The following is a 25,633-nucleotide window of genomic DNA, read 5'->3' on the forward strand; positions in this document are numbered from 1 at the left end:
TACAAAAAAGCCGCTGGATTGAACCCCAGCGGCTTATTATTTTCTAGCATCTAGCATCTAGCATCTAGCATCTAGCATCTAGCGCTTAGATTAGTTGTTGCTGTGTAGTTCGCTGTTTAGCTCAACAGCAGACTTGTTCGCAAGACATTCAATTTGGCCTGTGATTGAGTTGCGACGGAACAGAAGATCAGACACGCCAGCAAGATCGCGAGCTTTAATGATTTCTACTTCATTGCCTTCTTTATCTAGCATGCGAACCTTAGTACCCGCAGTCACGTAAAGACCAGACTCAACTGTACAACGGTCACCCATAGGGAAGCCAAGACCCGCGTTTGCGCCTAGTAGGCAGTTTTCGCCGATAGAGATAACCATCGTACCGCCACCAGACAGAGTACCCATGATAGAAGCGCCGCCGCCGATGTCTGAACCGTTACCTACAACAACACCCGCAGAGATACGACCTTCAACCATGCTCACGCCAGTTGTACCAGCATTGAAGTTGATGAAACCTTCGTGCATTACTGTTGTGCCTTCGCCTACGTGTGCGCCAAGACGAACACGAGAAGTGTCAGCAATACGAATACCTGTTGGTACTACGTAGTCCACCATTTTAGGGAACTTGTCTACGCAATCTACAGACAGAGCACGACCTGCAAGGCGAGCTTCGATTTGACGCTCAGCCAGCTCAGGTAGGTCGATAGGGCCTTCGTTTGTCCATGCGATGTTGTGCAGTAGACCGAAGATGCCGTCCAGTACCGTACCGTGTGGTTGTACTAGGCGGTTAGAGATAAGTTGTAGCTTTAGGAAGCCTTCAGCAACTGATGCTGGCTTCTCGTCAGTAGCAAGAACAACAAGAACAAGTGGCTGTTCAGACGCTGCCGCTTTTTCTGCGAAAGATGCGTTAGCTGCATCATCGTTTGCTGCGAATGCTTTCGCCAGTTCTGCGCTTTGTGCAGCAGAGATTTCGATAGCTTGGTTGCCTTCAGCGTAACCTGACACTTCAGCTACAGCTGCTACAAGAGCGTCGCTTGGGTTTAGAAGCGGGTTAGGGAAGAACGCTTCAATGATTTTATTGTCGCGATTTTTGGTTGCCGTACCGAAGGCTAGTGAAAAATAAGCCATGTTGAATCTCCATGTGTTGAGTCTTGATTTTGCTATTCCAAAACAACGGCTCGAATAACAAGCGCTGCCGTTAGCAAAGTTAATTTAATTGCGTTCATCATAAAGAGAGCGCCCTCGTTATGAAAGGGCGTATCGGGATAAAGTCTGTAAAATGATATTGCTTGTCTTTTGAGAGATAGTTTTCTGCAATGAGAAAACACTGCAGATCAACACAAATTGATTGGTGCGTTAATCAACATTCTCCTGTGAATCCCCTCTTTAGATAAACAGCGCCTTATGAGCTTGTTCAATACCTTCAATCAGCATCTGCATACCAATAACGGCGAGTATCAAACCCATCATTCGGGTAATTACATTCAATGCACTTGGTCCAACGGCTTTAACGAAGCGCTCGCCAAATACAAACAATACGTAGGTTAAGGCGCATAGTAGGCCAAAGGCGACGATGGTTTCGTAGATGCCTTCGGTGCTGGCAAAGTTCATCGCGGTGGCAATGGTGCCCGGTCCGGCTAATATTGGCATTGCCAGTGGCGAGACGGCGATACTGAGCGCCGCATCTTGTTGAGCGTCTGAGTTGACCTTCTCTTTTGCTTTAGAGTGTGTTGAGTCACCTTGCAGCATATGAAAGCCAATCAAGAACACGAGGATCCCGCCGGTGATACGAAGCGCGTAAAGCGTGATACCAAAGAGGTCGAAGATGAGTTTACCCGAGACAGCAAAGGTGCTGACGATGATGAAGGCGATGAACACTGAGCGGAAAGCGATAGACTTGACCGTTTCCCTATCATTATCACCTGTTAATCAAAGAAAGATCGGTGTGTTGGCGATAGGGTTCATGATGGCAAAAAAGCCCATGAACACGGTAATGGTATGAATGATGAGCTCTTTCATATTATTCCTTTGAAAATATGTAGTTAAATACGACAGCAGAATGTATTTAATCTTAGATACAAATAATTATTAGAAATAGATAGTAGAGCAAGTGTGAATAAAAAACAGCCAGCATAAGGCTGGCTGTTTGGTTTTAGTGATAGGTGTAGAGTTTTAGTCGTCCGTTATTGCTTGATTCTCAACTAACAGACTCTACATAACAGGCAGATTGTGGGACTCACTTTGTCGTTATGCGTGTTGAGATTCACTCACTGCCACAGCCAATGCAACCGTCGCTCCGACCATTGGGTTGTTGCCCATGCCGATGAAGCCCATCATCGCCACGTGAGCAGGAACTGAAGAGCTACCTGCGAACTGAGCATCAGCGTGCATTCTGCCCATGGTATCGGTCATGCCGTAAGACGCTGGGCCTGCTGCTACGTTATCTGGGTGCAATGTTCGACCTGTACCGCCACCTGAAGCAACTGAGAAGTATGGCAAACCTTGGCGAGTGCGTTCTGCTTTGTAGATACCAGCAACAGGGTGTTGGAAGCGTGTTGGGTTGGTTGAGTTACCCGTGATACTCACATCCACTTCTTCTCTGTGCATGATCGCTACACCTTCACGTACATCATCAGCGCCGTAACACAAGATCTCGCCACGAGGGCCTTGTGAGAAGCGGCGACGTTCTGTTTCAACTAGCTCACCCGTTTGGTAATCAAATTGAGTGCGAACATAAGTAAAGCCATTGATGCGAGAGATTAGGTAAGCGGCATCTTTACCTAGACCGTTCAAGATAACTTTCAATGGTGTTTTGCGTGATTTGTTCACGTTCAGTGCAATCTTGATCGCACCTTCTGCAGCAGCAAAAGATTCGTGACCCGCAAGGAAAGCAAAGCAGTGGCTCTCTTCATTGAGAAGGCGAGCAGCCAGTGCGCCATGGCCGATACCGACTTGGCGTTGCTCCGCAACACTGCCGGGTTTTGTGAATGCTTGAAGGCCTTCACCAATGATATTCGCTGCTTGTTCTGCGTTGTTCGCTTTACGGAACAGAGCCAATGCTGCACCAAGAGTGTAAGCGTCAGCTGCGCTTTCAAATGCGATAGGTTGAGTGTCCATCACTAATGCTTTTGGATCGACATTGTGTGATAAACAGTATTGGTTTGCTTGCTCTAAAGAGTCGAAGTTCATTTCTGCCAATACGCGAGTTACTGATTCATTAAATTGAGTGTTCATCATATCTTTCCTCTTTTATTGGCAAAAATTATTGTTGGCGTGGGTTAATGGTGGTCACGGCTTCGTCGAAGCGACCATAAGTCCCTGTCGCAAGGTCAGCAGCTTCATTCGCTGGTACACCTTGGTTAATCGCCTTCATCATTTTGCCGAGGTTGAGATATTCATAGCCAATCACTTCGCTGTGATCATCAAGTGCAAGCTTAGTTACGTAACCTTCTGCAAGTTCTAGGTAACGAACGCCTTTCGCTGAGGTTGAATAACTGGTGCCGACTTGGCTACGCTGTGTTTGACCTAAGTCTTCCAATGCTGCGCCGATTTCTAGGCCACCTTCAGAGAAAGCAGACTGAGTTCGACCGTAAACAAACTGCAGGAAGATTTCGCGCATCGCTACGTTAATCGCGTCACATACTAAGTCAGTATTCAGCGCTTCTAGAATGGTTTTTCCGGTGAGGATTTCCGCAGCCATCGCGGCAGATTGAGTCATACCTGAACAACCAATCGTTTCGATTAATGCTTCTTCGATGATGCCGTTTTTTACGTTAAGAGTCAGTTTTGCAGCACCTTGTTGTGGTGCACAAGTGCCAACACCGTGGCTTAAGCCAGAAATAGCGATGACATCTTTTGGGCTAACCATTGCGCCTTCAACTGGAATTGGAGCTGAATTGTGAAGATCACCCCTTTGAATAGGGCACATTGATTGAATTTCTGAAGAGTAGTGCATAATGTTTTCTCACTTATAGAGCCATTTAAGGCCTAGGGCGTTGAGAAAACAGGACGTGTTGGAAGAGGTGCGGCTAATTCACTACAGATCTTGAGTATCGATAATCCAAAGGTGTCATGGAACTTGGTCTTAATAGACTAAGTCCATTTCAAAATGGAGGAATAGCGATACGTCCAACAGTATTACCTGTTTTCGATTCTGTAGGAGTCATTAGCACTGTTCGGAAAGAACGGGCGGTTGAAGCAAAAGCTTAGGTGGAACCCCATCACCTGATGGCTATAGATTAGATCTTCCTCACACTTTCATGCAAGCGAATGTTTAGAGCGATTTCGACTATAAACAAGCTTCATTATATTTCGATAAGTATAAAAAAACGCCAATAACGAACTCTGATTAGAGGCGTCATTGACGTTTTTTAGAAAGGTATCAGCTAGTTAAGCTGCATCTTCTTCTGCGTCTTCAACAGCTTCAAGCTTCTTAGCTTTTTTCGGAGCTGGCTTACGCTTAGCACCTAATGCGTAAAGAACTTCTTCTTTGTTCTTCGCTAGGTACATTGCAAGTTCTTCTTGCTTGCCTTCATCTTCAACTAAATCGCTTTTGCCTAACAGTTCAAAAAGCTCATCAGCCATATCCAGCATTTTGTCGTATGCGTCAGCTTCGGCTTTAGAGGTAAAAGTCATTTTCTCTTCTCCGTTGCGTTCCACCACGTACTTGACGATAACAGCCATGGTTAATCCTCTAAGTTTGATAAATTTTACTGGCTTTTTATACAGTTTCTGATGTTAAAAGTCCAGTTGGAGCCCGTACTATGCGGCCTCAATCTTGATGTGCCGCCCAGTCTTCACAATAACTCATGAAAGATTTCAGCAGTGGGCTTTGATATTTGTCTTTATGGACCAGCATCCAGAATCGGCGTTTCATATCAAGTGGCACATTAAGCGCTTTTACTCGGCCTGAATCGATCGCTCGCTGAGCAGCTAAACGAGACAAACAGGCAAAGCCAAGACCGGCAGAAACAGAGTTGATGATTGCTTCTGTGGTGTTGAGTTCAAAAGATTCATACCAATGTTCGATGCGCGGTGCGACGGCACGAAGGAAAAACTCGCGAGTCCCTGAGCCTGATTCACGTAAAATCCAATGGCTGTCTTCTAAATCGCTTAAAATCACTTTTTCTTTGGCAACGAGAGGATGTTGATTACTAACAATAATGCACATTTCATCGCTGCTAAACTGACTCGAAATGAGTTCAGGGTGTAATGTTTTTCCTTCAATTAGCGCGATATCAAGTTCATAATCCACCAACTTTTGGCAGATCAGTGCACTGTTTGAAATGAACAAGCTTTGATCCTGATGTTGAGTTCGTTCGCGAAAGCCTGACAAAATAAACGGTGCGACCTGATTACCAATCGTGTCACTCGCGCCGACCTTTAGATTGCCACTTAAAGGCTGATCATCACGGAACAAAACATCAATACCAGCAGCACGATGTAATATTTCATCCGCCAATGGAAGTAACTTATGTCCCTCTTGGTTGAGAATTAATCGGTTGTTGACCCGGTCAAATAGAGAGTGGCCGAGTTGTTTCTCCATTTCGCCTAGTGCCATGCTGACCGCAGCTTTAGACAGAAACAGAGCCTCAGAGGCAGCAGTCAATGTCGAGTGCTGAGTAATAGTGACGAACACTTTGAGCTGTTTTATTGAAATATTAGCCATCAGATTCCTAGTTTTACTCTGCTGGTGAAAATGGATTCTGTTCAGTATTGATGAACACTTGTTATATATAATTGGATATTGTTTAACGAAGCGCAAGCGTATTATGGCTTCAACAAGCTGATGAGTTCACAAGCTTAGTGAATTAGGTTTAAGAGAGGCTGACATGATTCAACGTATTAAATATAGATTAACAGGAGCTCCAACACCCATGGCAGGGTTAGCACTCGCAATTGCAAGCTTAGGCTGGTGTTGGGATGGTGTTCTAGTCGCACAAGGTATCTTACACACACCGGGTTTGGTGCAGTGGATCAGTGCTGGCATTGCGGCGGTATTACTTCTTGTTTTAGCTGTGAAATTTTTGATTCATGGTCATCTATTGCGTGAAGATCTTGCTCACCCTGTTGTCGGCAGTGTGGTACCAACATTTGCAATGGGGTGCATTGTGGTGTCAGCGTCTTTGGCGCCAATCTCTCAATTCTTACAAGAAGCTATGTGGTTGGCTTCTGTGGCTTTGCATGTTGTGTTTCTAACGAGCTTTTTGTACCACAGAGCTAAAAACTTTGAGATTCACCACATGGTGCCAAGCTGGTTTGTGCCACCGATCGGTATTATCGTCGCTGACGTCTCTTTCTCAGGTAATCCAGTTTTAGAGCCAGTAGCTAACGCGACTTTGGTATTCGGCTTATTGGTTTACGCAGTAATGCTACCAATCATGGTTTACCGTTTGATCTTCTCTCACGAAGTGCCAGATGCTGCAAAACCAACGATTGCGATTATGGCAGCACCGGCAAGCCTATCTTTGGCGGGTTACTTAACCGTTACTGCTAACCCTTCACCTGTGATCATTGGCTTACTATTTGGTATTGCAGTGTTGATGACGTTCATTATCTATATGGCGTTTTTCAAACTACTTCGTCTTCCATTTAGCCCTGGTTATGCAGCGTTTACCTTCCCAATCGTGATTGGTGCAACAGCCTTGTTCAAACTGGCTGCGTGGATGCAAGCACAAGGTATTGAAGCGCATTACATCAATCAAGTGTTTGGCCTAGCGTATCTAGAATTGATTGTGGCAACGTTTGTAGTGGGTTATGTGGCGGTTCGTTATTACATGAATTACAAACCTCACCGTGTTCTAAGCGCGGTAGGCAGTAGATTGTAAGAAGCAATAGTTCAAAAGATAAACGGAGCTTAAGTTTTCAGTATTTCATAAGCTTATATTCCTAATCCAAACTCGGCACTTATGCTAATCTGGCTTTATATTGTGGCAAGATTAGCGTGAGTGCACTTTGTTTACTGTTTACCATTCCAATAAAGTCGATACTTTAAAAATCCTTCTCGTTCATTTAATCAAAAGTGATCCTTTAGCCAACCCTTTCGAAAAAGAGCAGATCTTGGTTCAGAGCCCAGGTATGTCTCAATGGCTTAAGATGGAACTCGCCAAAGAGTTTGGTGTAGCAGCAAATATAGACTTTCCTCTTCCAGCAACCTTCATTTGGGATATGTTTACCCAAGTGCTTCCTGATGTACCTAAACGCAGTGCTTTTAACAAGGAAGCGATGACATGGAAGCTGATGAGTTTGTTACCCGCTAAGCTTGACCACCCTGATTTTTTACCTCTACAACGCTACCTTGAAAACGACGAAGATGATTCGAAGTTGTACCAATTGGCAGAGAAAATTGCCGACATCTTCGATGGTTACTTGGTGTATCGACCGGAGTGGATGGCGATGTGGGAAGCGGGAGAGCCCGTTGCCGAGTTAATTGATGATGGGGGGCAACAAGAACATCCTTGGCAGCCAATTTTGTGGAAGACACTCTATGAGCAAACCCTGTCTCAAGGCCAATCGAAGTATCACCGTGGTAACTTGTATCACGACTTTATTGAAGCGTTAGCCAATCAACAAGGTCAGCTACAACACTTACCTAAGCGTCTGTTTGTGTTTGGTATTTCGTCACTGCCTCCTCGTTATATGGACGCATTGAAAGCGCTTGGCGAGCAGATTGATGTCCACCTGATGTTTACCAACCCTTGCCAACATTACTGGGGCGATATTCGTGACCGTAAATACTTGGCGAGAGTGGAAGCGCAGCGTCGTAAGCAGTTTGCTTTGGTTGATGGTTTACCTCAGCTAGAAGGCGAAGTCTCACCATTAAAAGATGGCATTGAAGCCAATATTGAAGACGAACTGCATACCAGCCAAGCGGTCAGTAATAGCTTACTGGCGTCTATGGGTAAACTGGGCAGAGATAACCTGTTCTTGCTGTCTCAATCAGACAGCGAAGAGCATGAGTTCTTTATTGATGTCGAGAGAGACAGCCTGCTGCATCAACTGCAAGCCGATATTCTTGAGTTAGAAGAGCACCAAGACGATCACATCTTAGACTCCAGCAACCACAAACAAGTGGTTGAGCTGGGCGATCGTTCGTTGACGGTACACGCTTGTCACAGCCCAATGCGCGAGGTGGAGGTTCTCCATGACCAGTTGTTAGCGATGTTTGATGCTGATCCAAGCTTAAAACCACGCGATATCATTGTGATGGTGGCAGACATCAATGCTTACAGCCCTGCTATTCAGGCGGTATTTGGTAATGCTCCGGGTGAGCGTTATATCCCTTACTCGATCTCGGATAGAACGGCAGACCAAGAGAGCCCAATTCTGACCGCGTTCATGCAGTTGGTCGCGTTACCGAACACGCGTTGTCTAGCTTCTGAACTTCTAGAGCTATTAGAAATCCCAGCGATGATGGCACGCTTCGGTATTGATGAATTTCAATTTGAACAAGCTAAGCAGTGGGTTGAAGAAGCGGGTATCCGCTGGGGCGTCGATTCTTCTACGGCAACAGAGTTTGATTTGCCTGCCACCGAGCAAAATACTTGGCTATTTGGTATCCAGCGTATGTTACTGGGTTATGCGATGTCGGATTCCGCAGGTTTGTTTGAAACTGGACACTCTCCAATTGCAGCTTATAACGAAGTTCAGGGCATTAACGCCGAACTTGCTGGTAAGTTAGCGCACTTTATTGATCGTATTGCCCATTACCGTCAACGCCTTGCTGAGACGCAATCCATCGATATGTGGCGTGAAACCTTGCTGCAAATGATTGATGATTTCTTCGCCGTTGAGCTAGAAGGCGAGGTGGTGCTTAAGTCGATTCGTGATGCACTTTCTCAACTGAATGAACAGCTTGATGATGCCTTGTACGAACAAGAACTATCGCTAAGCATTATCTATCAGTACTTAAACAATAAACTGTCGGGTGCGCGTATCAGTCAGCGTTTCTTAGCGGGGCAAGTGAACTTTTGTACCCTGATGCCGATGCGTTCTATCCCGTTCAAAACTGTTTGTCTATTAGGCATGAATGACGGTGTTTACCCACGCTCAATGCCGCCGGAAGGTTTTGATTTGATGAACGGACGCACTCGTCCGGGAGATCGTTCTCGTCGTGATGATGACCGTTACCTATTCTTAGAAGCGATGTTGTCGGCGCAAGAGTGTTTATACATCAGTTATGTCGGCCGCTCGATTCAAGATAATACTGAGCGAGTACCGTCGGTATTGGTTTCTGAGTTGATTGAGTACTGCCACCAGAACTACTGCCTAAGTGAAGACCAATCATTACCAAGTGATGATTCTGGTATCAAACTGACTCAAGCAATCAGCTTTGAACACACCATGACACCATTTAGCCCAGCAGCCTTTACGCAAGGTGATGCAGGTCATGTATTGAGCTACGCCAAAGAATGGCTTCCTGCGGCAAATCGTTCTGGTGAGCGCAGTGGTGAATTCAATCGCGCTTTGGATGACTATTTGCTTGGTGCGAGCTATCCGTTAGAACTCGATTTGGTTGAGCTACAGCGTTTCTGGCGTTTGCCGGTGCAATACTTCTTTAATCGCCGTCTAAAAGTCGTGTTTGAGCCACCGCTTCCGGTAATGGAAGACGACGAGCCGTTCGTGCTTAATGGCTTAGAAAGCTTCCAGCTTAAAGATGCGCTGCTGCAAGTGTTGCTGGACCACCCAGAAGGCGCAGACGAAGCGGTGCGACTGTTTGTCTCTGAGCAAAAAGCCCAAGGTCGATTACCGGTCGGCGCCTTTGGTGACATCGAATTTGAAACCAATCGTGTTCAAGCGGAAGACTTAGCCAAAGAGATTAGATTTGTGAGCGGATCACCGCAGCAAGATCTCGAAGTGAATATCGAGTTTGACGTGTTAGGCGAAGGCAAGCCTGTTCGCTTGATGGGGTGGTTAACTCAAAACTATCAATCAGGTCTAGTGCGTTTCCGTAGCGGCAAAATACGCTCTCAAGATTACTTGGCTGCGTGGATTGATCATCTATCCTGCGCTGTTATGGGACACGGAAAAACGACCCATATTATTGGCTATGACAGAAAAGAGGGCGTGGTTCACCAAACGCTACAACCTATCGGCGATGCGCAGCAAGCGAAGAGTATATTAGCTGAGTTAGTACGATTGTTTTATCAAGGTATGACTGCACCATTGCCATACTTCCCGAAAACGGCATTAGCTGGTGTTGAAGCGGGCTTTAGCCGTGGTAAGTGGGTCGATGATGAAGAAAAGTCACTCAAGAAAATGGCCGATACCTTTAATGACAGCTTCGCCTTCACGGGCGAGGGTAGAGATACCTACATCTCACGAATCTGGTCTAAATGGGACGATGAATTGGCTACTGAGTCGCGTATGTATTCAACGCTTGTGCTACAGGCGGCAAGGTTGGCTACTGCCGATCTGGAAGATCAGGAGTAGGTGGCTGTGATCGACAAGATCAATAGCGAGTGCGCTGAATTAATGAAAGACAAAAGAGAGTCGCTGGTAAGCGTTTGGTACGCTTGCTTTCAAGATGAAGGGAATCAAGGTGAATAGAAGCAAGGTACAGGAAATAAAGTGGCCGCCAGTAAATCATTATTAGTGTAGGGCGTTCGCTGTACGGCCACAGGTCAGAGGGACCATTATTCTGTGGTTCAAAGTAACGCCGTAAAGTACAAAACTCGTACGCGCTCCTGAAGTCGTGGGCGCATAGTAGCGAGGCGATCCGAATTGATCCGTGAGAGAGATCGCACTAACTATTAACAAATCAGCGTAGGACGTAAATTGAATGACGTTTTCCACGCTAGGTCACATTTGTAACAACATATTTATCAGAAGGCAGTAAGGCATGACGACCACAAGCAGTGTTCAGGTAATTGCTCCACAGACACTCAATACCATGACGTTTCCACTTCATGGCGCGCGTTTAATTGAAGCATCGGCGGGTACTGGTAAAACATTTACTATCGCTGGCTTGTACTTACGCTTACTGCTCGGACACGGCACGGCAGCACCAACAGGAGAGCTTACAGAAGCTACCCGACATCATGAGCCACTTACCGTAGATCAAATTCTGGTCGTGACTTTTACCGAAGCGGCAACCGCAGAGCTGCGAGATCGTATCCGTGCACGAATCCATGATGCACGCATTGCGTTTGCTCGCGGGCAAAGTGATGACCCAGTGATTGCGCCTCTGTTGCAAGAGATCGAAGACCACGCAGGCGCTGCGAAAACACTGCTCAATGCCGAAAGGCAAATGGATGAAGCGGCGGTCTACACCATTCACGGCTTCTGTCAGCGTATGTTGACTCAAAATGCCTTCGAGTCTGGAAGCCGCTTTGATAATGAATTTGTGACCGATGAAAGTCACCTAAAAGCGCAAGTGGTTGCTGACTACTGGCGTAAGCAGTTTTACCCGCTGCCGACTCAACTGGCTGGTGAGGTTCGTAATATTTGGGGTTCACCGGCTGCGTTATTAGCAGACGTAAATCGTTATCTGACAGGGTCTCCGCTGAAATTGACGGTAGATGCGATGTCGGGCGACCTGCAAACTCTGCACAACCAAAACCTAGATAAAGTGAAGCAACTTAAAGCGCTATGGTGTGAATCCGAAGCGGACTTTTTGGCTTTGATCTCTGCTTCGGATGTGAACAAACGTAGCTACACCAAGAAGTCTCTGCCGACATGGTTAGAAGCGGTGACAGCATGGGCGCAGAGCGACACTCATGATTATAAATATCCAGATAAGTTAGAGAAGTTCTCGCAAGCCACTCTCATTGAAAAAACACCGAAAGGCACTGCACCTCAGCATGCAGTTTTCGGAGCGATTGAGGATTTCTTAAATCACCCAGCTGATTTGAAAGCTCCGTTATTGGCGCATGCGATTACTCATTGTCGAACTATGCTCGCCAAGGCGAAACAGCAAAAGCAGTGGTTGTCGTTTGATGACCTACTGACCCAGTTATCTGCGTCGATCGATGTCGATGAGCAGTCACTGCTGGTGGAAAGGATTCGCACGCTCTACCCGGTGGCGATGATCGATGAATTTCAGGATACCGACCCACTGCAATACAGTATTTTTAGCCGAATCTATCTTGATAATCCGCAGTGCGGCTTGTTTATGATCGGTGACCCAAAGCAGGCGATTTATGGCTTCCGTGGCGCAGATATCTTTACCTATATCAAGGCGAGAAACCAAGTTAGTGCTCACTACACCTTAGGCACTAACTGGCGCTCAAGTGCCGATATGGTCAGTGCAGTAAACCAAGTGTTTATGAACTCGGATAGCCCGTTTATCTACGATCAAGACATTCCATTCTTGCCCGTTGCTGCCAGTCCATCGGCCGACAAACGCCAATGGGTGATGAACGGAGAAACTCAGCACGCACTCACCTTTTGGCTGCAAGAGGCTGAAGACAAGCCGTTACCAAAGGGCGAATATCACAAGGCAATGGCAGAGGCGACGGCGAGTCAAATTCAAACCATTCTGACCGCTTCTCAAAACCAGCAAGCCTATTTTGATAACGGCAAAAAACAACATGCCGTGAATGCGGGTGATATTGCTGTTTTGGTTCGAACCGGTAGTGAAGGTCGTCTGATTAAGAACGCGTTGTCGGAACAAGGCATTGCGAGCGTGTATTTATCCAACCGAGACAGTGTGTTCACCAGCTTGGTCGCACAAGATATTCAACGTTTGTTGCAGGCGGTGCTGACACCTGAAAATGACCGAGCATTACGCGCCAGTTTAGCGTCGGAGTTGTTTGCTCTGGATGCCGCATCATTGGATGAACTCAACAACGATGAAGTGGTGTGGGAAAACGTCGTTAACGAGTTTAGAGAATATCGTAAGTTGTGGCTTCAGCGCGGCGTGTTGCCAATGCTTCGCAGCGTGATCAGTAAACGACATCTCGCGGAACGCTTACTGGAAGAAGAAAATGGTGAGCGCTCACTCACTGATTTAATGCACATTGGCGAATTGTTGCAACAAGCAAGACAAGAACTCGATAGTGATTACGGTTTGTTGCGTTGGTTAGCAGAAGCGATTTCCGATGCTCAAAATGGTTTAGGTGGCAGTGACGACGACATTCAACGCCTTGAATCAGAAAGAAACTTGGTTCAAATCGTTACCATTCATAAATCGAAAGGCTTGGAATATGACCTTGTATTCCTCCCATTTGTCGCGAGTTACCGAGAAGCGAGCGAAGGCAAGTTCTACGACCATGACTCAGATACCACGGTACTTGATATTACGGGTAGCGATAGTGCCTTAGCGCAAGCCGACAAAGAGCGATTGGCGGAAGACTTACGTTTGATTTACGTGGCGCTGACTCGTGCTGTTTATGGATGTTTTATTGGCATGGCACCGCTACGTAAAGGGCGTTCAACCAAAGAACCGACAGGCGTGCATTTGAGTGCGATGGGCTACTTGGTTCAAAACGGACAAGAGCAGGGTATTACCGAATTGCATCAAGCTCTATCGGCTATTGAGGGTAAGAATTCCAGTGTGCTGTTAGCCGAAACACCTACCGCTCACGAACAAATTTTTGTGCAAACAGAGCAAGTGAGTGACGACTTACAGGCCAGTGAACTTAAGGCTTCAATTGACCGAGCTTGGCGCATCACCAGTTACTCGGGGCTTGTCAAACAGGGCAGTCACGGTGCGAGTCATGACGCGACCATTGAGGTGTCTGGTTTTGATATTGACTCGGCTGATGAGCAGGATGAGTCTGAGTTGATTGAGCCTGAACGCTCTATCTTTACGTTCCCTCGTGGTGCTCGCCCAGGTACTTTCTTACACACCTTGTTTGAGGAGGTTGAATTTACCGAGCCAGCAACCAGTGAACATAACATGCAAGTAATCACTCACTTATTAGAATCAGAGCAATATGAATTAGAGTGGCTACCTGTGCTTCAGCAACTGGTCGATACAGTGCTGAACACCGCATTAGACGGCAAGAACTTAAAGCTAAGCGAGAAAGACTCGACGCAACGTTTAGTTGAGATGGAATTCTTACTGCCGATCGAAGTATTGGCTGCATCTGAACTGAATCAAACCATTCAATATCACGATCCATTGTCAGCCAAAGCGGGCGATCTAGGTTTCCAAACCGTGCAAGGTATGTTGAAAGGCTTCATCGATTTGGTGTTTGAGCACCAAGGTAAATACTATGTACTCGACTGGAAATCGAATCACTTAGGAGATGATGTTGCTGTCTACCATGGCGAGGCATTGAAATCGGCGATGGCCGACCATCGCTATGATTTGCAATATCAAATCTATGCATTGGCGTTGCACCGTTTCTTACGCAGCCGAGTTGCCAATTACAGCTACGAACAACATTTTGGTGGCGTGTACTACTTGTTCTTACGAGGAATGGACGGCCAATCTCAGCAAGGTATTTTCTCGGCGAAACCAACACTGGCTTTACTTGATGAAATGGATCAATTGATTGACGGTAAAGTGATAGACAGACGTTCGGCACAATTGAATGACGATGAAACTGGACAGATGGGGCTTTTATAATGACAACAACGACCACTAATACCGGCATAGATACTGCGAACACAGCAAAGCCAGTTTCACTTATTCCTGAGCAACTGATGGATGTACTCCAGTTTCTTGCGGATAAGGGTTCTATTCGTCAGTTGGATTATCAATTTGCCCGTTTTCTTGCTCAGCAAGCCACGAGCTACCCTCAAGAGATCGGCTTTCTCGCGGGGGTAGTGAGCCATGAATTAGGCAAAGGACACATTTGTACTCAGCTTATACAGCAGCATACGACAGGCCCTGAACTAGCGGCAGATCTTGCTCAGTTACTTGGGTTATACGGTGAAACTGCACTGCAATTGAACCAAAAACTGTTGGGTATTGATTGGGTGGCTGTGCTTCAATCATCAAACTTAGTGGGAACGACCAACGATTGTGTTAAGCCTCTAATGTTCGATGGGCAGCGTGTCTATTTACAGCGTTATTGGAACTACGAAGTTGTGTTGGCTGAGACCTTAAACCGTTTAAGTAAGCCGGTAGAGTTCAATACTGAGCAGAAAAAAGCGCTGACTGAAACGCTCAATCTGCTTTTTGCACGTAGCTATCATTTTCTGTTTAACGCCTTAGCCAGGGCTGAAGCAAATCAGCAGACGTCTCAGGTATTACGCCAACAATTGGTGTGTGACCATCTTGATATTGTGAATGAGCAGGCTTTAGATTGGGGATCAATCGACCAAGCGATTGTACAAGCTAAGCAGGTGACGGACTTAGATGTGTTGGACGACTTGGTGCCGTTATCGGCATGTTTGAACTGGCAAAAAGTCGCGGCAGCGGTGGCGCTGAGTCGTCGTTTTGCGGTGATTTCTGGTGGGCCGGGTACTGGTAAAACGACCACAGTAACCAAATTACTGTCGGCGATGATCGAGCAATCGCTCAGCCAAGGTAAAACGCCAACGATTAAGCTGGTGGCACCGACAGGTAAAGCGGCGGCGCGTTTAACCGAGTCGATTGGTAAAGCGATTGAGCAGCTGCCATTAGCGCCTGAAGTGAAGGCCAACATACCAACTGAATCGAGCACGTTACATCGATTACTCGGCGCGATTCCTAACCGTGCTGAGTTTAGACATAACCGACGCAATCCACTCCACCTTGATATCTTGGTAGTGGATGAAGCTTCAATGGTTGATCTGTCGATGATGTATAAGCTGGTGGATGCACTTCCTGAGCACGCAAGGCTCATCTTATTGGGTGATAAAGACCAACTCGCTTCAGTAGAGGCAGGTGCTGTGCTCGGTGATATCTGTTCATTCAACTCTGCAGGGTACAGCACAGCGCAAGGCAATTTGATTGCAGAGATGACAGGTTTTGATGCGATAGCTAAACCAAGACAAGACAAAGCTGGAGCGGTGAATCCGCCTGCGATTGCGGATAGCTTGTGTATGCTGCAGAAGAGTTATCGTTTCGATGCGCGCTCCGGTATCGGTCAGCTGGCAAAAGCAATCAATAATGGTTCTGCGAATCAAGTAGACCAAGTGTTTGCCAAAGGTTTTGGCGATATCGAAAACCACCCTCTGTCGAGTGACAGCTATAACCTGATGCTGCGTACTTTGGTTAACGAGTATGGTGCGTACCTCAATAGAATGAATGTGCCGTTGGAAGAGTTAGAAACTCAAGAAGCGAGAGCGAAATCGGTACTCGATTTGTTCAGCCAATGCCGACTGTTGTGTTCCATTCGTGAAGGGGATTTTGGTGTTAAAGGCCTCAACCACAGAATTGAAAGAGCACTGGCCGCAAGGCGTTTGGTGAGCCCTCATAATGATGAGCTGTGGTATCACGGACGTCCTGTTATGGTGACGCGAAATGATCATGGCTTGGGTTTGTACAATGGTGATATTGGTATCTGTATGCTTGAGGCGGGTTCTAGTCAACCTGACTTAACCCCTCGTTTGAAGGTCTATTTTGAGTTGCCCGATGGCAGCGTAAAAGCTGTGCTACCAAGCCGAGTGCCCGATCATGAAACGGCTTATGCAATGACAATACACAAATCTCAGGGTAGTGAATTTGATCTGACCTTAATGATCTTGCCGCCAGATTTCAGCCCTATTTTAACGCGGGAGCTTATCTATACAGGTATTACACGTGCGAAGAAACGACTGATGATGTTCAGCGATACAAATGTGTTGAAGCGTGGGATTAAGGTGAAAACAGAGCGAGTGAGTGGTTTAGGCAGTCGCTTAACGAATTAGTCGTTATGGACGGCTAGAGAAGGTTTTGAACTTAGGGCTAGACAAACACAAAGCAACCATCCTTGGTTGCTTTGAGCGTTATTAGGAATCAGAGCCTAAAAACGCTCGAGTAAACGATATGTGGTTTATCTTGTACTTTGCTTGGCAATTCAAAATAAACTCTTTTAGATTCTCGCTAACAGGGAACACGCAGTGTACGTCTAGCCCTTCTAAGAATTGGTTATCAGCCATATCCCAAAAACTTTGCAGCGAGTTACAAACAATGGTTCTCATATCAATGTTGCTCTTTTTGCTGTTTATATTAACGAGCAGAGCTAATGTTAGCGTGCTGGCCGTCAACGGGTATAGCAATCCGTGCAGTGACCACCTCAATGAGTTCGACATGACTATCGAGATGGCAATTCCAATAAAAACATTTGTTAAGATTATTAAAGCGTCTAAATTCTATACAATTATACGTGTGAGTGAAAGTGCATAGTTAATAAATCTCATATAGAAAACGATTACATTTGCAATTATTTTTCCTTTGAAGTGAGATTTTAGTCCAAAACTTTATTTACACATTTAACGCTAAGATTTTTGAGTTACGTTGATAGTTGTACAGCCCCTGTTTTTCCATCGGTAGCTCATCAACTCCGATCTCGTAAAACCCTTGTTCACGGAACCAATGCAGGCTATGTGTGGTTAAAACGAAAATTTGGTCGATATCACGAGACTTCGATTGATGACGCATGTAGTCCAGTAATATTTGCCCGCGGTTGCCATCACGATAATCAGGATGAATAGCCACGCACGCCATCTCCGCCATATGATCTTCCGGGTATGCGTAAAGCGCTGCGCAACCGATAATCAGCCCGTCTTTTTCAATAATGGTAAATCGGTGGATTTCTTGCTCTAGCTGTTCTCGAGAGCGGCGCACTAAGATGCCTTGTTCTTCAAGAGGGCGAATAAGGTCAAAGATGCCGCCAATATCGTCGATCTGAGCTTGTCTTACTTGCTCGGCACTAGCCATGACCACTTGGGTTCCAATACCGTCAAAAGAGAACAACTCTTGGATTAATGCGCCATCTACCTTGTAGCTGATTAGATGACAACGAGGCACACCAGCTCGACAAGCGGAGATCGCTCCTTTCAAGAAGCGCAGTGTTCCTGTGCTCATGTCTTCGGCAGGATTTTGAGATTCCGTTAATCGTTCTAGAATTTGCTTGGCATCTTTAGGGAAGAGTTCGGCGAGCACGTTACCGCGTTCATCTGTTACCCCTTGTTCGGAGCAGAAGCCAATCAGCTTGTCGGCCTTTAGACGAATAGCAACTTGGGTAGCGACCTCTTCAGAAAGTAGGTTAAAGCTTTCGCCTGTCACGGAGCTGGCAATAGGGCCAAGCAGTACAATTGAACCTTGGTCAAGCGTGCGATTGATCCCTTCGATATCGATTCGACGAATACGCCCGCTGTGGCAATAATCCGTACCGTCATCCACGCCAAGCGGTTGAGCCGTAATGAAGTTACCACTCATAACATTGAGTTGAGTGCCTGCCATCGGCGTGTTGTTTAAGCTCATTGAGAGGCGTGCGGTGATGGCAAGTTGAAGCTGTCCAGCAGCCTGCATAGCAACGCCCAAAGAATATTCATCAGTGACCCTAATATTCTTGTGATAAGGCGTATGGCAATCTTGCTTGGCGAGCAATTGGTTGATCTGCGGTCTTGCCCCGTGAACGAGAACAATCTTTACTCCAAGGCTGTGGAGCAAGGCTATATCACTAATAATGTTACCAAAGTTCCTGTCGGCAACGGCTTCGCCTCCCAGCATAATGACCATGGTTTTGCCACGGTGAGCATTTACGTAAGGGGTTGATTGTCTGAAACCTTTTACTAGCGCTGTACTTCTTAATTTCACAGAACAAGTCCATTTTGTTTATTTATTCGATAATTTAGCATTTAAATTCAAATGTAAACAACACCTTTTTGGAATAAAGCGCAAACTATTCTTATCTAGGCTTCTATATATAAACTGTCTCAGTGTAGAATGCGCATAGCATCCTTATGAGTAGTCACCGAATGCAACAAGCTCCAGCAACAAAGAACAAAATCGATGAGATAACCAAAGGTCTCTACAGCGAAGCTGAACAGCGCAATCAATCTAAGTTGAAGCGTAAGATCATTGAACGCTGTTTAATGGTTCTAGCCTTAGTGGGTTCGTTTGCGGTGGTTTCTTTGTTCGGCGATGTGCTTTCCCGAGTGCAAAATGCGGCGACGCCCGACAATCTGATATACGGCACTTGGATAGAGCAAGATGTTGCACATTATGCGACCGATGAGTTTGTTCTGAATGCTAATGGTGTGTCAGTTCGTGGGTCTGTTGTTTCGACGAGCTTTGACTTTGATGGAAACTACTTTGAATACAAGGCGGGTGATAAAACCTATCGCTTCCGCATGACCAATTCTGACAATACAGAAATGGTGCTCGATTCTGACAGTCACTACAATCCCATCTTCCGCCTTAAGGGCCATATCGATAACTCCGTCCGATAGGTTATCTTCTTGTAAACTCTTACAATCTAAGATTGTGTTATCTGACTGTTTTTGTCATCCTCGATGCATAGAATTTTTAGGATGACTCTTGTGATTAAAAAATGGCTTCCCCTTGTCGCTGCCTCTTTGTTATTTGGCTGTGCTCAACCCACTGATCTTGCTCAGCAACACCTTGATGACGAATTTCCTCGCACCTTGAATAAGGTCGATCAGGTTGAATCCAATAAACCAAGAGACTACACCGCATTTGCAGAACAAGCTGAGATGGTGGTTTCTAAATCCCCTTCGATGGCTAAAATCTATGAGCCGCTTTATCAACAACTCAATGAGTGGGCGATGCTGAGTGGAGATCCAAGCGAGCTAGCGAATTTTGGCGTTCAAACCGCTCAACTAGGTGGTGGTGATAAACAAGGCAATGTTTTGTTCACGGGCTACTTTTCTCCTGTGATGGAGCTGCGCCACGAAGCGAATGAAGAATATCGTTACCCTGTTTACGGGCTTCCTGAGTGTGGTAAAGAGTGTCCAACACGCCAAGAGATTTACAACGGCGCACTAGAAGGTCAGGGCCTTGAGTTAGGTTACTCAGCAAACCGTATCGACCCATTTATGATGGAAGTACAGGGCAGTGGATTTGTACACTTCGGTGATGATGACACGCTGCAGTATTTCGCCTACGCGGGTAAGAACAATAAAGCTTATGTGAGCATTGGCCGTGTTCTGATTGAACGAGGCTTAGTTCCACGCGAAAAAATGTCGCTAAAAGCAATCAAAGAGTGGGTATTGGCAAACGATCCTGAAGTGGTCAAAGAGCTGCTTGAGCAAAACCCATCTTTCGTGTTTTTTGAAGCGAGAGACGACCTATCTGTGATGGGTAGCGCGGGCATTCCTCTATTACCTATGGCGGCGGTTGCGGGCGATCGCTCTATCTTGCCTATGGGGACGCCGATTCTTGCTGAGGTTCCATTATTGAATGCTGATGGTACTTGGAGCGGCGCTCATCAACTAAGACTGCTATTGGTTTTGGATACGGGCGGCGCGGTTAAGCAAAACCATTTGGACCTTTACCACGGCATGGGCCCTCGAGCGGGTACAGAAGCGGGCCATTACAAGCATTTTGGTCGTGTGTGGAAGCTCGGTTTAGATGGCAGCGCAACTGAAGCGCCTTGGGCTTTGCCTCCTGAAAAGGTTGAGTAAGCTACAATAAAATAGGGCATTGAAAGCGAATCGCTAATCCCCTAGACTTTTTATTCAAGAGTGCGTATAAAACGCACTCTTTTCTTTTTCTCAGAAATAAATTGGCGGCAACAATGCGTGAATTGACCACTCCAGCTTCAGAAAACTATGACCAACGATTTGGTGGCACCCGTCGCCTATATGGCAATAGTGAAGTCGACATACTTAGAGCAGCACACGTGTGTGTGATCGGTATTGGCGGTGTAGGTTCATGGGCGGTTGAAGCGCTTGCTCGTACTGGTTTAGGTGAGCTGACTTTGATCGATATGGATGATGTGTGTGTGACCAACATCAACCGTCAGATCCACGCAATGTCGGGTACGGTTGGCAAGAGCAAAATCGAAGTGATGGCTGAGCGCGTTAAGTTGATTAACCCTGAGTGTAAAGTGAACCTGATTGATGACTTTATTGGTCCTGACAATCAGGCTGAGTATTTGTCGAAAGAGTTCGATTTTGTTCTCGATGCGATTGATAGCATGAAAGCTAAGGCTTCGCTGTTGGCGTATTGTCGTAGTAACAAAATCAAAGTGATCACCACGGGTGGTGCGGGTGGCCAAGTCGACCCAACTCAAATCAAAGTGGCTGATCTGACTAAGACGATTCAAGACCCGTTAGCGAAGAAATTGAAAGACACATTACGTCGTCATCACAATTTCCCTAAGAACCCAGCACGTAAGTTTGGCATCGATTGTGTGTTCTCGACTGAGCAACTTAAATATCCTCAAGCTGACGGCAGTGTATGTGCTGCGAAAGCGACCGCAGAAGGGCCAAAACGAATGGATTGTGCGACAGGTTTTGGCGCAGCAACGGTGGTAACGGCTACGTTTGGTTTTGTGGCGGTTTCACGTATCGTAGAAAAGATCGTTCAAAAGCATACTAAGTAACTCGTTACTTTGAGCTTACTAAGAATTTACTGGATATAAAAATGACGTCATTTCCAAGTTCTCCATTCGGCCAAGAAATTACCAGTGATGATATTGTCGCAAAGATGCAGACTTTCAGCGGTTGGGAAGACCGTTATCGTCAAGTGATTCAATGGGGCAAGAAACTGCCAACGATGCCTGATGAACTGAAAAGTGAGCAGGTGGTTGTCTCTGGCTGTGAAAGCCAAGTGTGGTTGGTTTCTCAGAATATCGACGGTGTTTGGCACTTTTGTGCTGATTCTGATGCGCGTATCGTTCGCGGTCTGATTGCATTAGTAATGGCTGCGTATGATGGAAAAACATCAGAGCAGGTTCAAGCGTTCGATATTGATGGTTACTTTGAACAAATCGGTCTAATTACCCACCTTAGCCCATCTCGCGGTAATGGATTAAAAGCGATTGTTGCTCAAATCCAAGAGCTAAGTGCTTAATATCTCCTTGATACACAGAAGCAAAAAGGGTTGACGTTAAACGCCAACCCTAAGTAATTTCGCTACTCCCTAAAGCATATCAACGGCTTTTTCTATCGCCGCTACGAGCTTTTCAACATCATCCATGTTGTTGTAAATACCAAATGAAATTCGAACCGTTCCTTTCACATTAAGTGCATCCATTAATGGGTGAGCACAATGATGTCCTGCACGTACTGCGATACCTTGCTGATCCAGTAGAGTCGCTATATCTTGATGGTGAACACCATCCATCACAAAAGTAATCACACTTGAATTGGGTTTGTAGCCAAGAACCTGGATATCATCCAATTGGTTGAGTGCTTGGTAGGTTTTCTGTTGTAGCTGGTGGATGTGAGTTTCCACATCGTGCTGCTCAAACTGATGTAACCATTCTATCGCTGTACTTAATGCGATGGCTCCCGCCACGTTTGGCGTGCCAGCTTCAAATTTACCAGGCAGTTCAGAAAATGTGGTGCCAGAGAAAGAGACGCGCTCGACCATTTTGCCACCACCATGCCAAGGTGGCATTACTTCGAGCAATTCAAGTTTGCCATAAAGGACACCGATACCTGCAGGGGCATAGAGCTTGTGCCCTGAGAAAACATAGAAATCCGCATCTAAAGAAGAAACATCAACTGGCTCATGAACGATGCCTTGTGCGCCATCGACCACAACAATCGCATTCTTCATGTGGGCTTTTTCTATGACAGCTTTAATCGGCTGACGAGAACCGGTAACGTTGGTTATCTGAGCTAATGCAACAATTTTGGTCTTATCATTAAGCAGATGATCAAAAGCTTGTAGATCAAATTCACAATCTGATGTCATCGGTACTTTAACGACTCTAGCGCCGGTTTGTTCTGCCACAATTTGCCAAGGTACAATGTTGGCGTGATGCTCCATTTCGCTAACCAAGATCTCATCGCCGGGCTGAAGCGTGCTTCTTGCGTAGGTTTGAGCAATTAGGTTGAGCGCCTCGGTGGCACCACGAGTCCAGATGATCTCTTTTGAAGAGCTTGCACCGATAAACTGAGCGACCTTATCTCTGGCTGCTTCAAACTGACTGGTCGCGTTCGCTGTTAAACTATGGCTACCGCGGTGAACATTGGCATTTTGCTTGGAGTAATACTGGCTAATGGCATCAATAACTACCTGAGGTTTTTGTGTCGTTGCCGCGCTGTCTAAGTAAATCAATGGTTGTTGATTGATGGTTTGTGATAGCGCAGGGAACTGCTCTCGGATGTGATTGATATCAAGCATCTATTCTTACCTAAAATCTTGGAAATTGGTGCCAGCGTTATGCTTAGCGGTATTGTTATTTTATCGCGACTTGTTGACCGTTGCTGACTAATCTTGATGATTCCAGCTATTTTCTTGCTCTTTGACCTGATCGAACAGTTTTTGGTTAACGGGAACTTCTATCTGATGCTTAAGCGCTGTTTTTATTAGGTGTCCAGTGATGAAGTCGATCTCTGTCTTACGTTGGTAAAACATATCCTGCTTCATGGATGAGTTGTTTTGAGCCGTAGCGTGGATAACCTTGTTGACACTTGCTTCTAATCCGTCGAATGAACAAGCTATCTCTTCGGCCTGCATAACTTGTGTGAGCTCTTCAACGATAGAACTTAAAATACCCTCAAACCTTTGGTCTGCAAGTTCACCATTCTTGATTTGTTCCAACCCAGTAAGTGGGTTGATAGCACAATTTATGGCGAGTTTAGTCCAAAGCGCGGTTTTTATTTGTGGGTTCCAACTCACAGCGGGGAGAGCATGATCCAACACATCAACTAAAAACGTGCACTGCTGACCCGTTTGGTTAAAAGCACCTAACTGGGTTTGCCCTATTCCTGTGTGAGATACACTATTACGATCAGGTTTGAATGCTGCTTGGGTCGTGGTTGCCAATACTATCGGGTGAGTATCAATTTGAGTGGCGATGTTGTCGACCGCCCCCATTCCGTTATGCATGAATATGAGAATGGTGTCGGGATCGAGATGTTGAAGCAGTGGAGTGGTTGCTTCTGCTATTTGCCAAGCTTTGACCGTGAAAATAACCAAGTCACTCGCTGATAGCTTTTCGATATTGTTGTTACTGAAGGAAAGGGAAGCTTGTCCATCAAGTGATAAGTCAATTGAGTTATCAGTGGAACGACTCCACAAAGACACATTATGACCAGCTTGAAGTAGTTTTATTGCCCATAAAGAGCCGATGGCCCCTGGCCCAACAATAGTGATGTTCACAGCAATACCGAGATAAGAAAGTGATGCTGCAAGGATAGCGAGGCATTAAATGAAAGCAATAAAAAATGGCACCCGAGGGTGCCATTTAGGAAACTTTCTTAGAAGTTCGATTAGAACTTGTAAGTTACTGCAACGTAGTGACCGAAGCCTGTTGATTTGAATCCATCAGTATCTTTAATACCGTAGATGTCTTTGTAACCTTTTAGGCCGTAACCAACAGCAAAACGATCTGAGTGCCAGTAGATACCATTGTACATTGCACCACCGTTACTTGCAGAAGAGTACTTGTCTTCCAGACCAAATTGGTAATCGATGTAACCTTGGTAAGAGACGAATGAACCGTTCTCGAAGAAGTAGAAAGGTTTAAACCAGTTTGCAGAAACTTGGTAACCGTTCCAATCTTTGTTGTTTGAATCGTATGTACCGTAAAGGTTTAGGCCAATTTTGCCTAACCACGGAACCATTACGTCAGAACCTAAACCAACTTTTTGAGTGTTAACGCCAGAGTTACCACCCCATTCCATAAGTGTAGATACGTAAAGCTCTTGAACTGGACCGAAAGAAAGATCTTTACCTGTAAGTCCGTCTAGAGACATACGAGGAGCGAACTTCATGAACATCTTTTCAGCACCAGCTTTATCGCTGCCTGGATCAGACGTTAGGTTGAATACGTCAACATAGCCATAAAGGTCGAAGATTCCCGAGCGGCCACCGAATTCCATCTCTAGGTAATCATGTGAAGACTCACCTGGAAGTTCGTCAATTGCAGCCATAAGGTTGAATTGCATCCATTTGTAATCGTTCTTATGGATGTCGCCGTCAGAATAATCAGCCGCCATTACTGGAGCAGATGCTGCTGCAAGTAGGCCAAGAGTTAAAAGTGATTTACGCATAATGGAACTCTCTATGTTTGAAATAAGTAACCCGCTAATCCGTGCGTGTTTATGATGTCCGAATGCCGAGCATAATAGCGATTTTGTTCTCAAATAAAAGTGAGACGGAGTGAAAATTACAATTATTAAGGTGAAGTTGATCACACTAATGATCTAAATGATGGAACTTTAATGTGGCAATGCATCTTGATGCACCTCTAATTCTATTGATTTTGTGAAACTCGATTATTTTGTGGATAAATAGGTGAAATACTGTGCTAAGCAAACGATTCTACTAATTAGAGTGACATGCATATCAAAATCAACAGTATTCATTTCTAAGCGTTTTCTCTTTGAAAATGCCCCATTCAACCCGTCTTACAATCCAGTCTTTGATCTATTTTTGACCGAAAACGGTGGGTGTTGTTGGTAGCACTCCGGCGCTAAGTGATGTGAAATTCAGAGATTATGCGAATGGCATTTATGTTGCGGCGGGGTCTTACTTTGTGACGATTACTGTAGCGGGTCAGCCGTCAGTTGTGGCTATCGACTCTGCGCCCGCAACCTTAGCTGATGGTGTGGTGTATCAAGTCGTGGCGATTGATGATTCGATGGGTACGGGTTTTAACCTAATTGTCAGTGAAACAACAGACTAGATCTGAAG

The 25,633-nt window shown here is 45.7% G+C and carries 18 protein-coding genes, 2 pseudogenes and 1 riboswitch; of the genes and pseudogenes, 9 read left to right on the forward strand and 11 right to left on the reverse strand.

Translation table 11 applies throughout. The features are described 5' to 3' along the window. Nucleotides 1–90: 90 nt before the first annotated feature. From dapD to AB6E54_RS08745, 6 genes and pseudogenes are all read right to left on the reverse strand, one after another. Nucleotides 91–1,122 carry a 2,3,4,5-tetrahydropyridine-2,6-dicarboxylate N-succinyltransferase gene (gene dapD / locus AB6E54_RS08720; protein ID WP_017059885.1) on the reverse strand — a complete coding sequence of 344 codons (1,032 nt, stop codon included), beginning with the start codon at nucleotides 1,120–1,122 and terminating at the stop codon, nucleotides 91–93. Between the two features lie 258 nt (nucleotides 1,123–1,380). After that, nucleotides 1,381–2,013: pseudogene (locus AB6E54_RS08725) on the reverse strand (MarC family protein). A gap of 228 nt (nucleotides 2,014–2,241) precedes the next feature. Next, a complete protein-coding gene (locus AB6E54_RS08730; protein ID WP_065584394.1) occupies nucleotides 2,242–3,231 on the reverse strand; it encodes a GGGtGRT protein in 990 nt (329 codons plus the stop codon). Between the two features lie 25 nt (nucleotides 3,232–3,256). Next, nucleotides 3,257–3,949, reverse strand: a complete 693-nt coding sequence (locus AB6E54_RS08735) for an iron-sulfur cluster assembly scaffold protein (protein WP_017068533.1) — start codon at nucleotides 3,947–3,949, stop codon at nucleotides 3,257–3,259. Nucleotides 3,950–4,143: 194 nt separating this feature from the next. Then, nucleotides 4,144–4,228: riboswitch (Fluoride riboswitch) on the reverse strand. 155 nt (nucleotides 4,229–4,383) lie between these two features. Further along, nucleotides 4,384–4,677 carry a YebG family protein gene (locus AB6E54_RS08740; protein ID WP_008223840.1) on the reverse strand — a complete coding sequence of 98 codons (294 nt, stop codon included), beginning with the start codon at nucleotides 4,675–4,677 and terminating at the stop codon, nucleotides 4,384–4,386. Between the two features lie 88 nt (nucleotides 4,678–4,765). After that, nucleotides 4,766–5,662 carry a LysR family transcriptional regulator gene (locus tag AB6E54_RS08745; RefSeq protein ID WP_017059889.1) on the reverse strand — a complete coding sequence of 299 codons (897 nt, stop codon included), beginning with the start codon at nucleotides 5,660–5,662 and terminating at the stop codon, nucleotides 4,766–4,768. A gap of 208 nt (nucleotides 5,663–5,870) precedes the next feature. Between AB6E54_RS08745 and AB6E54_RS08750 the strand changes: the two genes are divergently transcribed. From AB6E54_RS08750 to recD, 4 genes are all read left to right on the forward strand, one after another. Beyond that, on the forward strand, nucleotides 5,871–6,821 hold the full coding sequence (locus AB6E54_RS08750) for a TDT family transporter (RefSeq protein ID WP_372105941.1): 951 nt from the start codon (nucleotides 5,871–5,873) through the stop codon (nucleotides 6,819–6,821). A 127-nt stretch (nucleotides 6,822–6,948) separates the two neighbouring features. Continuing rightward, nucleotides 6,949–10,425: an exodeoxyribonuclease V subunit gamma gene (gene recC / locus AB6E54_RS08755; RefSeq protein ID WP_372105911.1), complete on the forward strand. Its 3,477-nt coding sequence runs from the start codon at nucleotides 6,949–6,951 to the stop codon at nucleotides 10,423–10,425. 409 nt (nucleotides 10,426–10,834) lie between these two features. Beyond that, complete coding sequence (recB, locus tag AB6E54_RS08760) at nucleotides 10,835–14,509, forward strand: exodeoxyribonuclease V subunit beta (protein WP_372105909.1); 3,675 nt, start codon at nucleotides 10,835–10,837, stop codon at nucleotides 14,507–14,509. Beyond that, nucleotides 14,509–16,719, forward strand: coding sequence for an exodeoxyribonuclease V subunit alpha (recD, locus tag AB6E54_RS08765; protein ID WP_372105907.1), 2,211 nt, complete (start codon nucleotides 14,509–14,511; stop codon nucleotides 16,717–16,719). The genes recB and recD overlap by 1 nt, the downstream gene beginning before the upstream one ends. A gap of 81 nt (nucleotides 16,720–16,800) precedes the next feature. Here recD and AB6E54_RS08770 read toward each other — a convergent pair whose 3' ends face one another. Together AB6E54_RS08770 and argA are read right to left on the reverse strand one after the other, a co-directional pair. Beyond that, a complete protein-coding gene (locus AB6E54_RS08770) occupies nucleotides 16,801–16,992 on the reverse strand; it encodes a hypothetical protein (RefSeq protein WP_046224581.1) in 192 nt (63 codons plus the stop codon). Nucleotides 16,993–17,275: 283 nt separating this feature from the next. Continuing rightward, the gene (gene argA, locus AB6E54_RS08775; RefSeq protein WP_017064194.1) at nucleotides 17,276–18,613 is read right to left on the reverse strand and encodes an amino-acid N-acetyltransferase; all 1,338 of its coding nucleotides are present in this window, start codon (nucleotides 18,611–18,613) and stop codon (nucleotides 17,276–17,278) included. A 161-nt stretch (nucleotides 18,614–18,774) separates the two neighbouring features. Here argA and AB6E54_RS08780 point away from each other — a divergent pair, with 161 nt between their 5' ends. The 4 genes from AB6E54_RS08780 (at nucleotide 18,775) to csdE (ending at nucleotide 21,835) form a co-directional block, all read left to right on the forward strand. Next, nucleotides 18,775–19,248: a DUF2850 domain-containing protein gene (locus AB6E54_RS08780; RefSeq protein ID WP_372105939.1), complete on the forward strand. Its 474-nt coding sequence runs from the start codon at nucleotides 18,775–18,777 to the stop codon at nucleotides 19,246–19,248. Nucleotides 19,249–19,329: 81 nt separating this feature from the next. Then, nucleotides 19,330–20,442 carry a murein transglycosylase A gene (mltA, locus tag AB6E54_RS08785; RefSeq protein ID WP_017064192.1) on the forward strand — a complete coding sequence of 371 codons (1,113 nt, stop codon included), beginning with the start codon at nucleotides 19,330–19,332 and terminating at the stop codon, nucleotides 20,440–20,442. 113 nt (nucleotides 20,443–20,555) lie between these two features. Further along, complete coding sequence (gene tcdA, locus AB6E54_RS08790) at nucleotides 20,556–21,365, forward strand: tRNA cyclic N6-threonylcarbamoyladenosine(37) synthase TcdA (RefSeq protein WP_016768337.1); 810 nt, start codon at nucleotides 20,556–20,558, stop codon at nucleotides 21,363–21,365. Between the two features lie 41 nt (nucleotides 21,366–21,406). Next, the gene (gene csdE / locus AB6E54_RS08795; RefSeq protein WP_229647796.1) at nucleotides 21,407–21,835 is read left to right on the forward strand and encodes a cysteine desulfurase sulfur acceptor subunit CsdE; all 429 of its coding nucleotides are present in this window, start codon (nucleotides 21,407–21,409) and stop codon (nucleotides 21,833–21,835) included. 69 nt (nucleotides 21,836–21,904) lie between these two features. Here the strand turns inward: csdE and csdA are convergent, their stop codons facing one another. From csdA to AB6E54_RS08810, 3 genes are all read right to left on the reverse strand, one after another. Next, nucleotides 21,905–23,116, reverse strand: a complete 1,212-nt coding sequence (gene csdA, locus AB6E54_RS08800; protein WP_372105905.1) for a cysteine desulfurase CsdA — start codon at nucleotides 23,114–23,116, stop codon at nucleotides 21,905–21,907. An 87-nt stretch (nucleotides 23,117–23,203) separates the two neighbouring features. Then, nucleotides 23,204–24,097: a 2-dehydropantoate 2-reductase gene (panE, locus tag AB6E54_RS08805; RefSeq protein ID WP_229647798.1), complete on the reverse strand. Its 894-nt coding sequence runs from the start codon at nucleotides 24,095–24,097 to the stop codon at nucleotides 23,204–23,206. Nucleotides 24,098–24,207: 110 nt separating this feature from the next. Then, complete coding sequence (locus AB6E54_RS08810) at nucleotides 24,208–24,990, reverse strand: outer membrane protein OmpK (RefSeq protein ID WP_017059903.1); 783 nt, start codon at nucleotides 24,988–24,990, stop codon at nucleotides 24,208–24,210. A gap of 373 nt (nucleotides 24,991–25,363) precedes the next feature. On the opposite strand from AB6E54_RS08810, the pseudogene AB6E54_RS08815 reads away from it, so the two are divergent. Further along, nucleotides 25,364–25,625, forward strand: a pseudogene (locus AB6E54_RS08815) (2-dehydropantoate 2-reductase); the annotation flags it as partial. Between the last annotated feature and the right edge of the window lie 8 nt (nucleotides 25,626–25,633).

Origin of the sequence: Vibrio sp. 10N.247.311.49, from assembly GCF_041467655.1 — a bacterium.
In the GTDB taxonomy this organism is placed as follows: Bacteria; Pseudomonadota; Gammaproteobacteria; order Enterobacterales; family Vibrionaceae; genus Vibrio; species Vibrio crassostreae_C.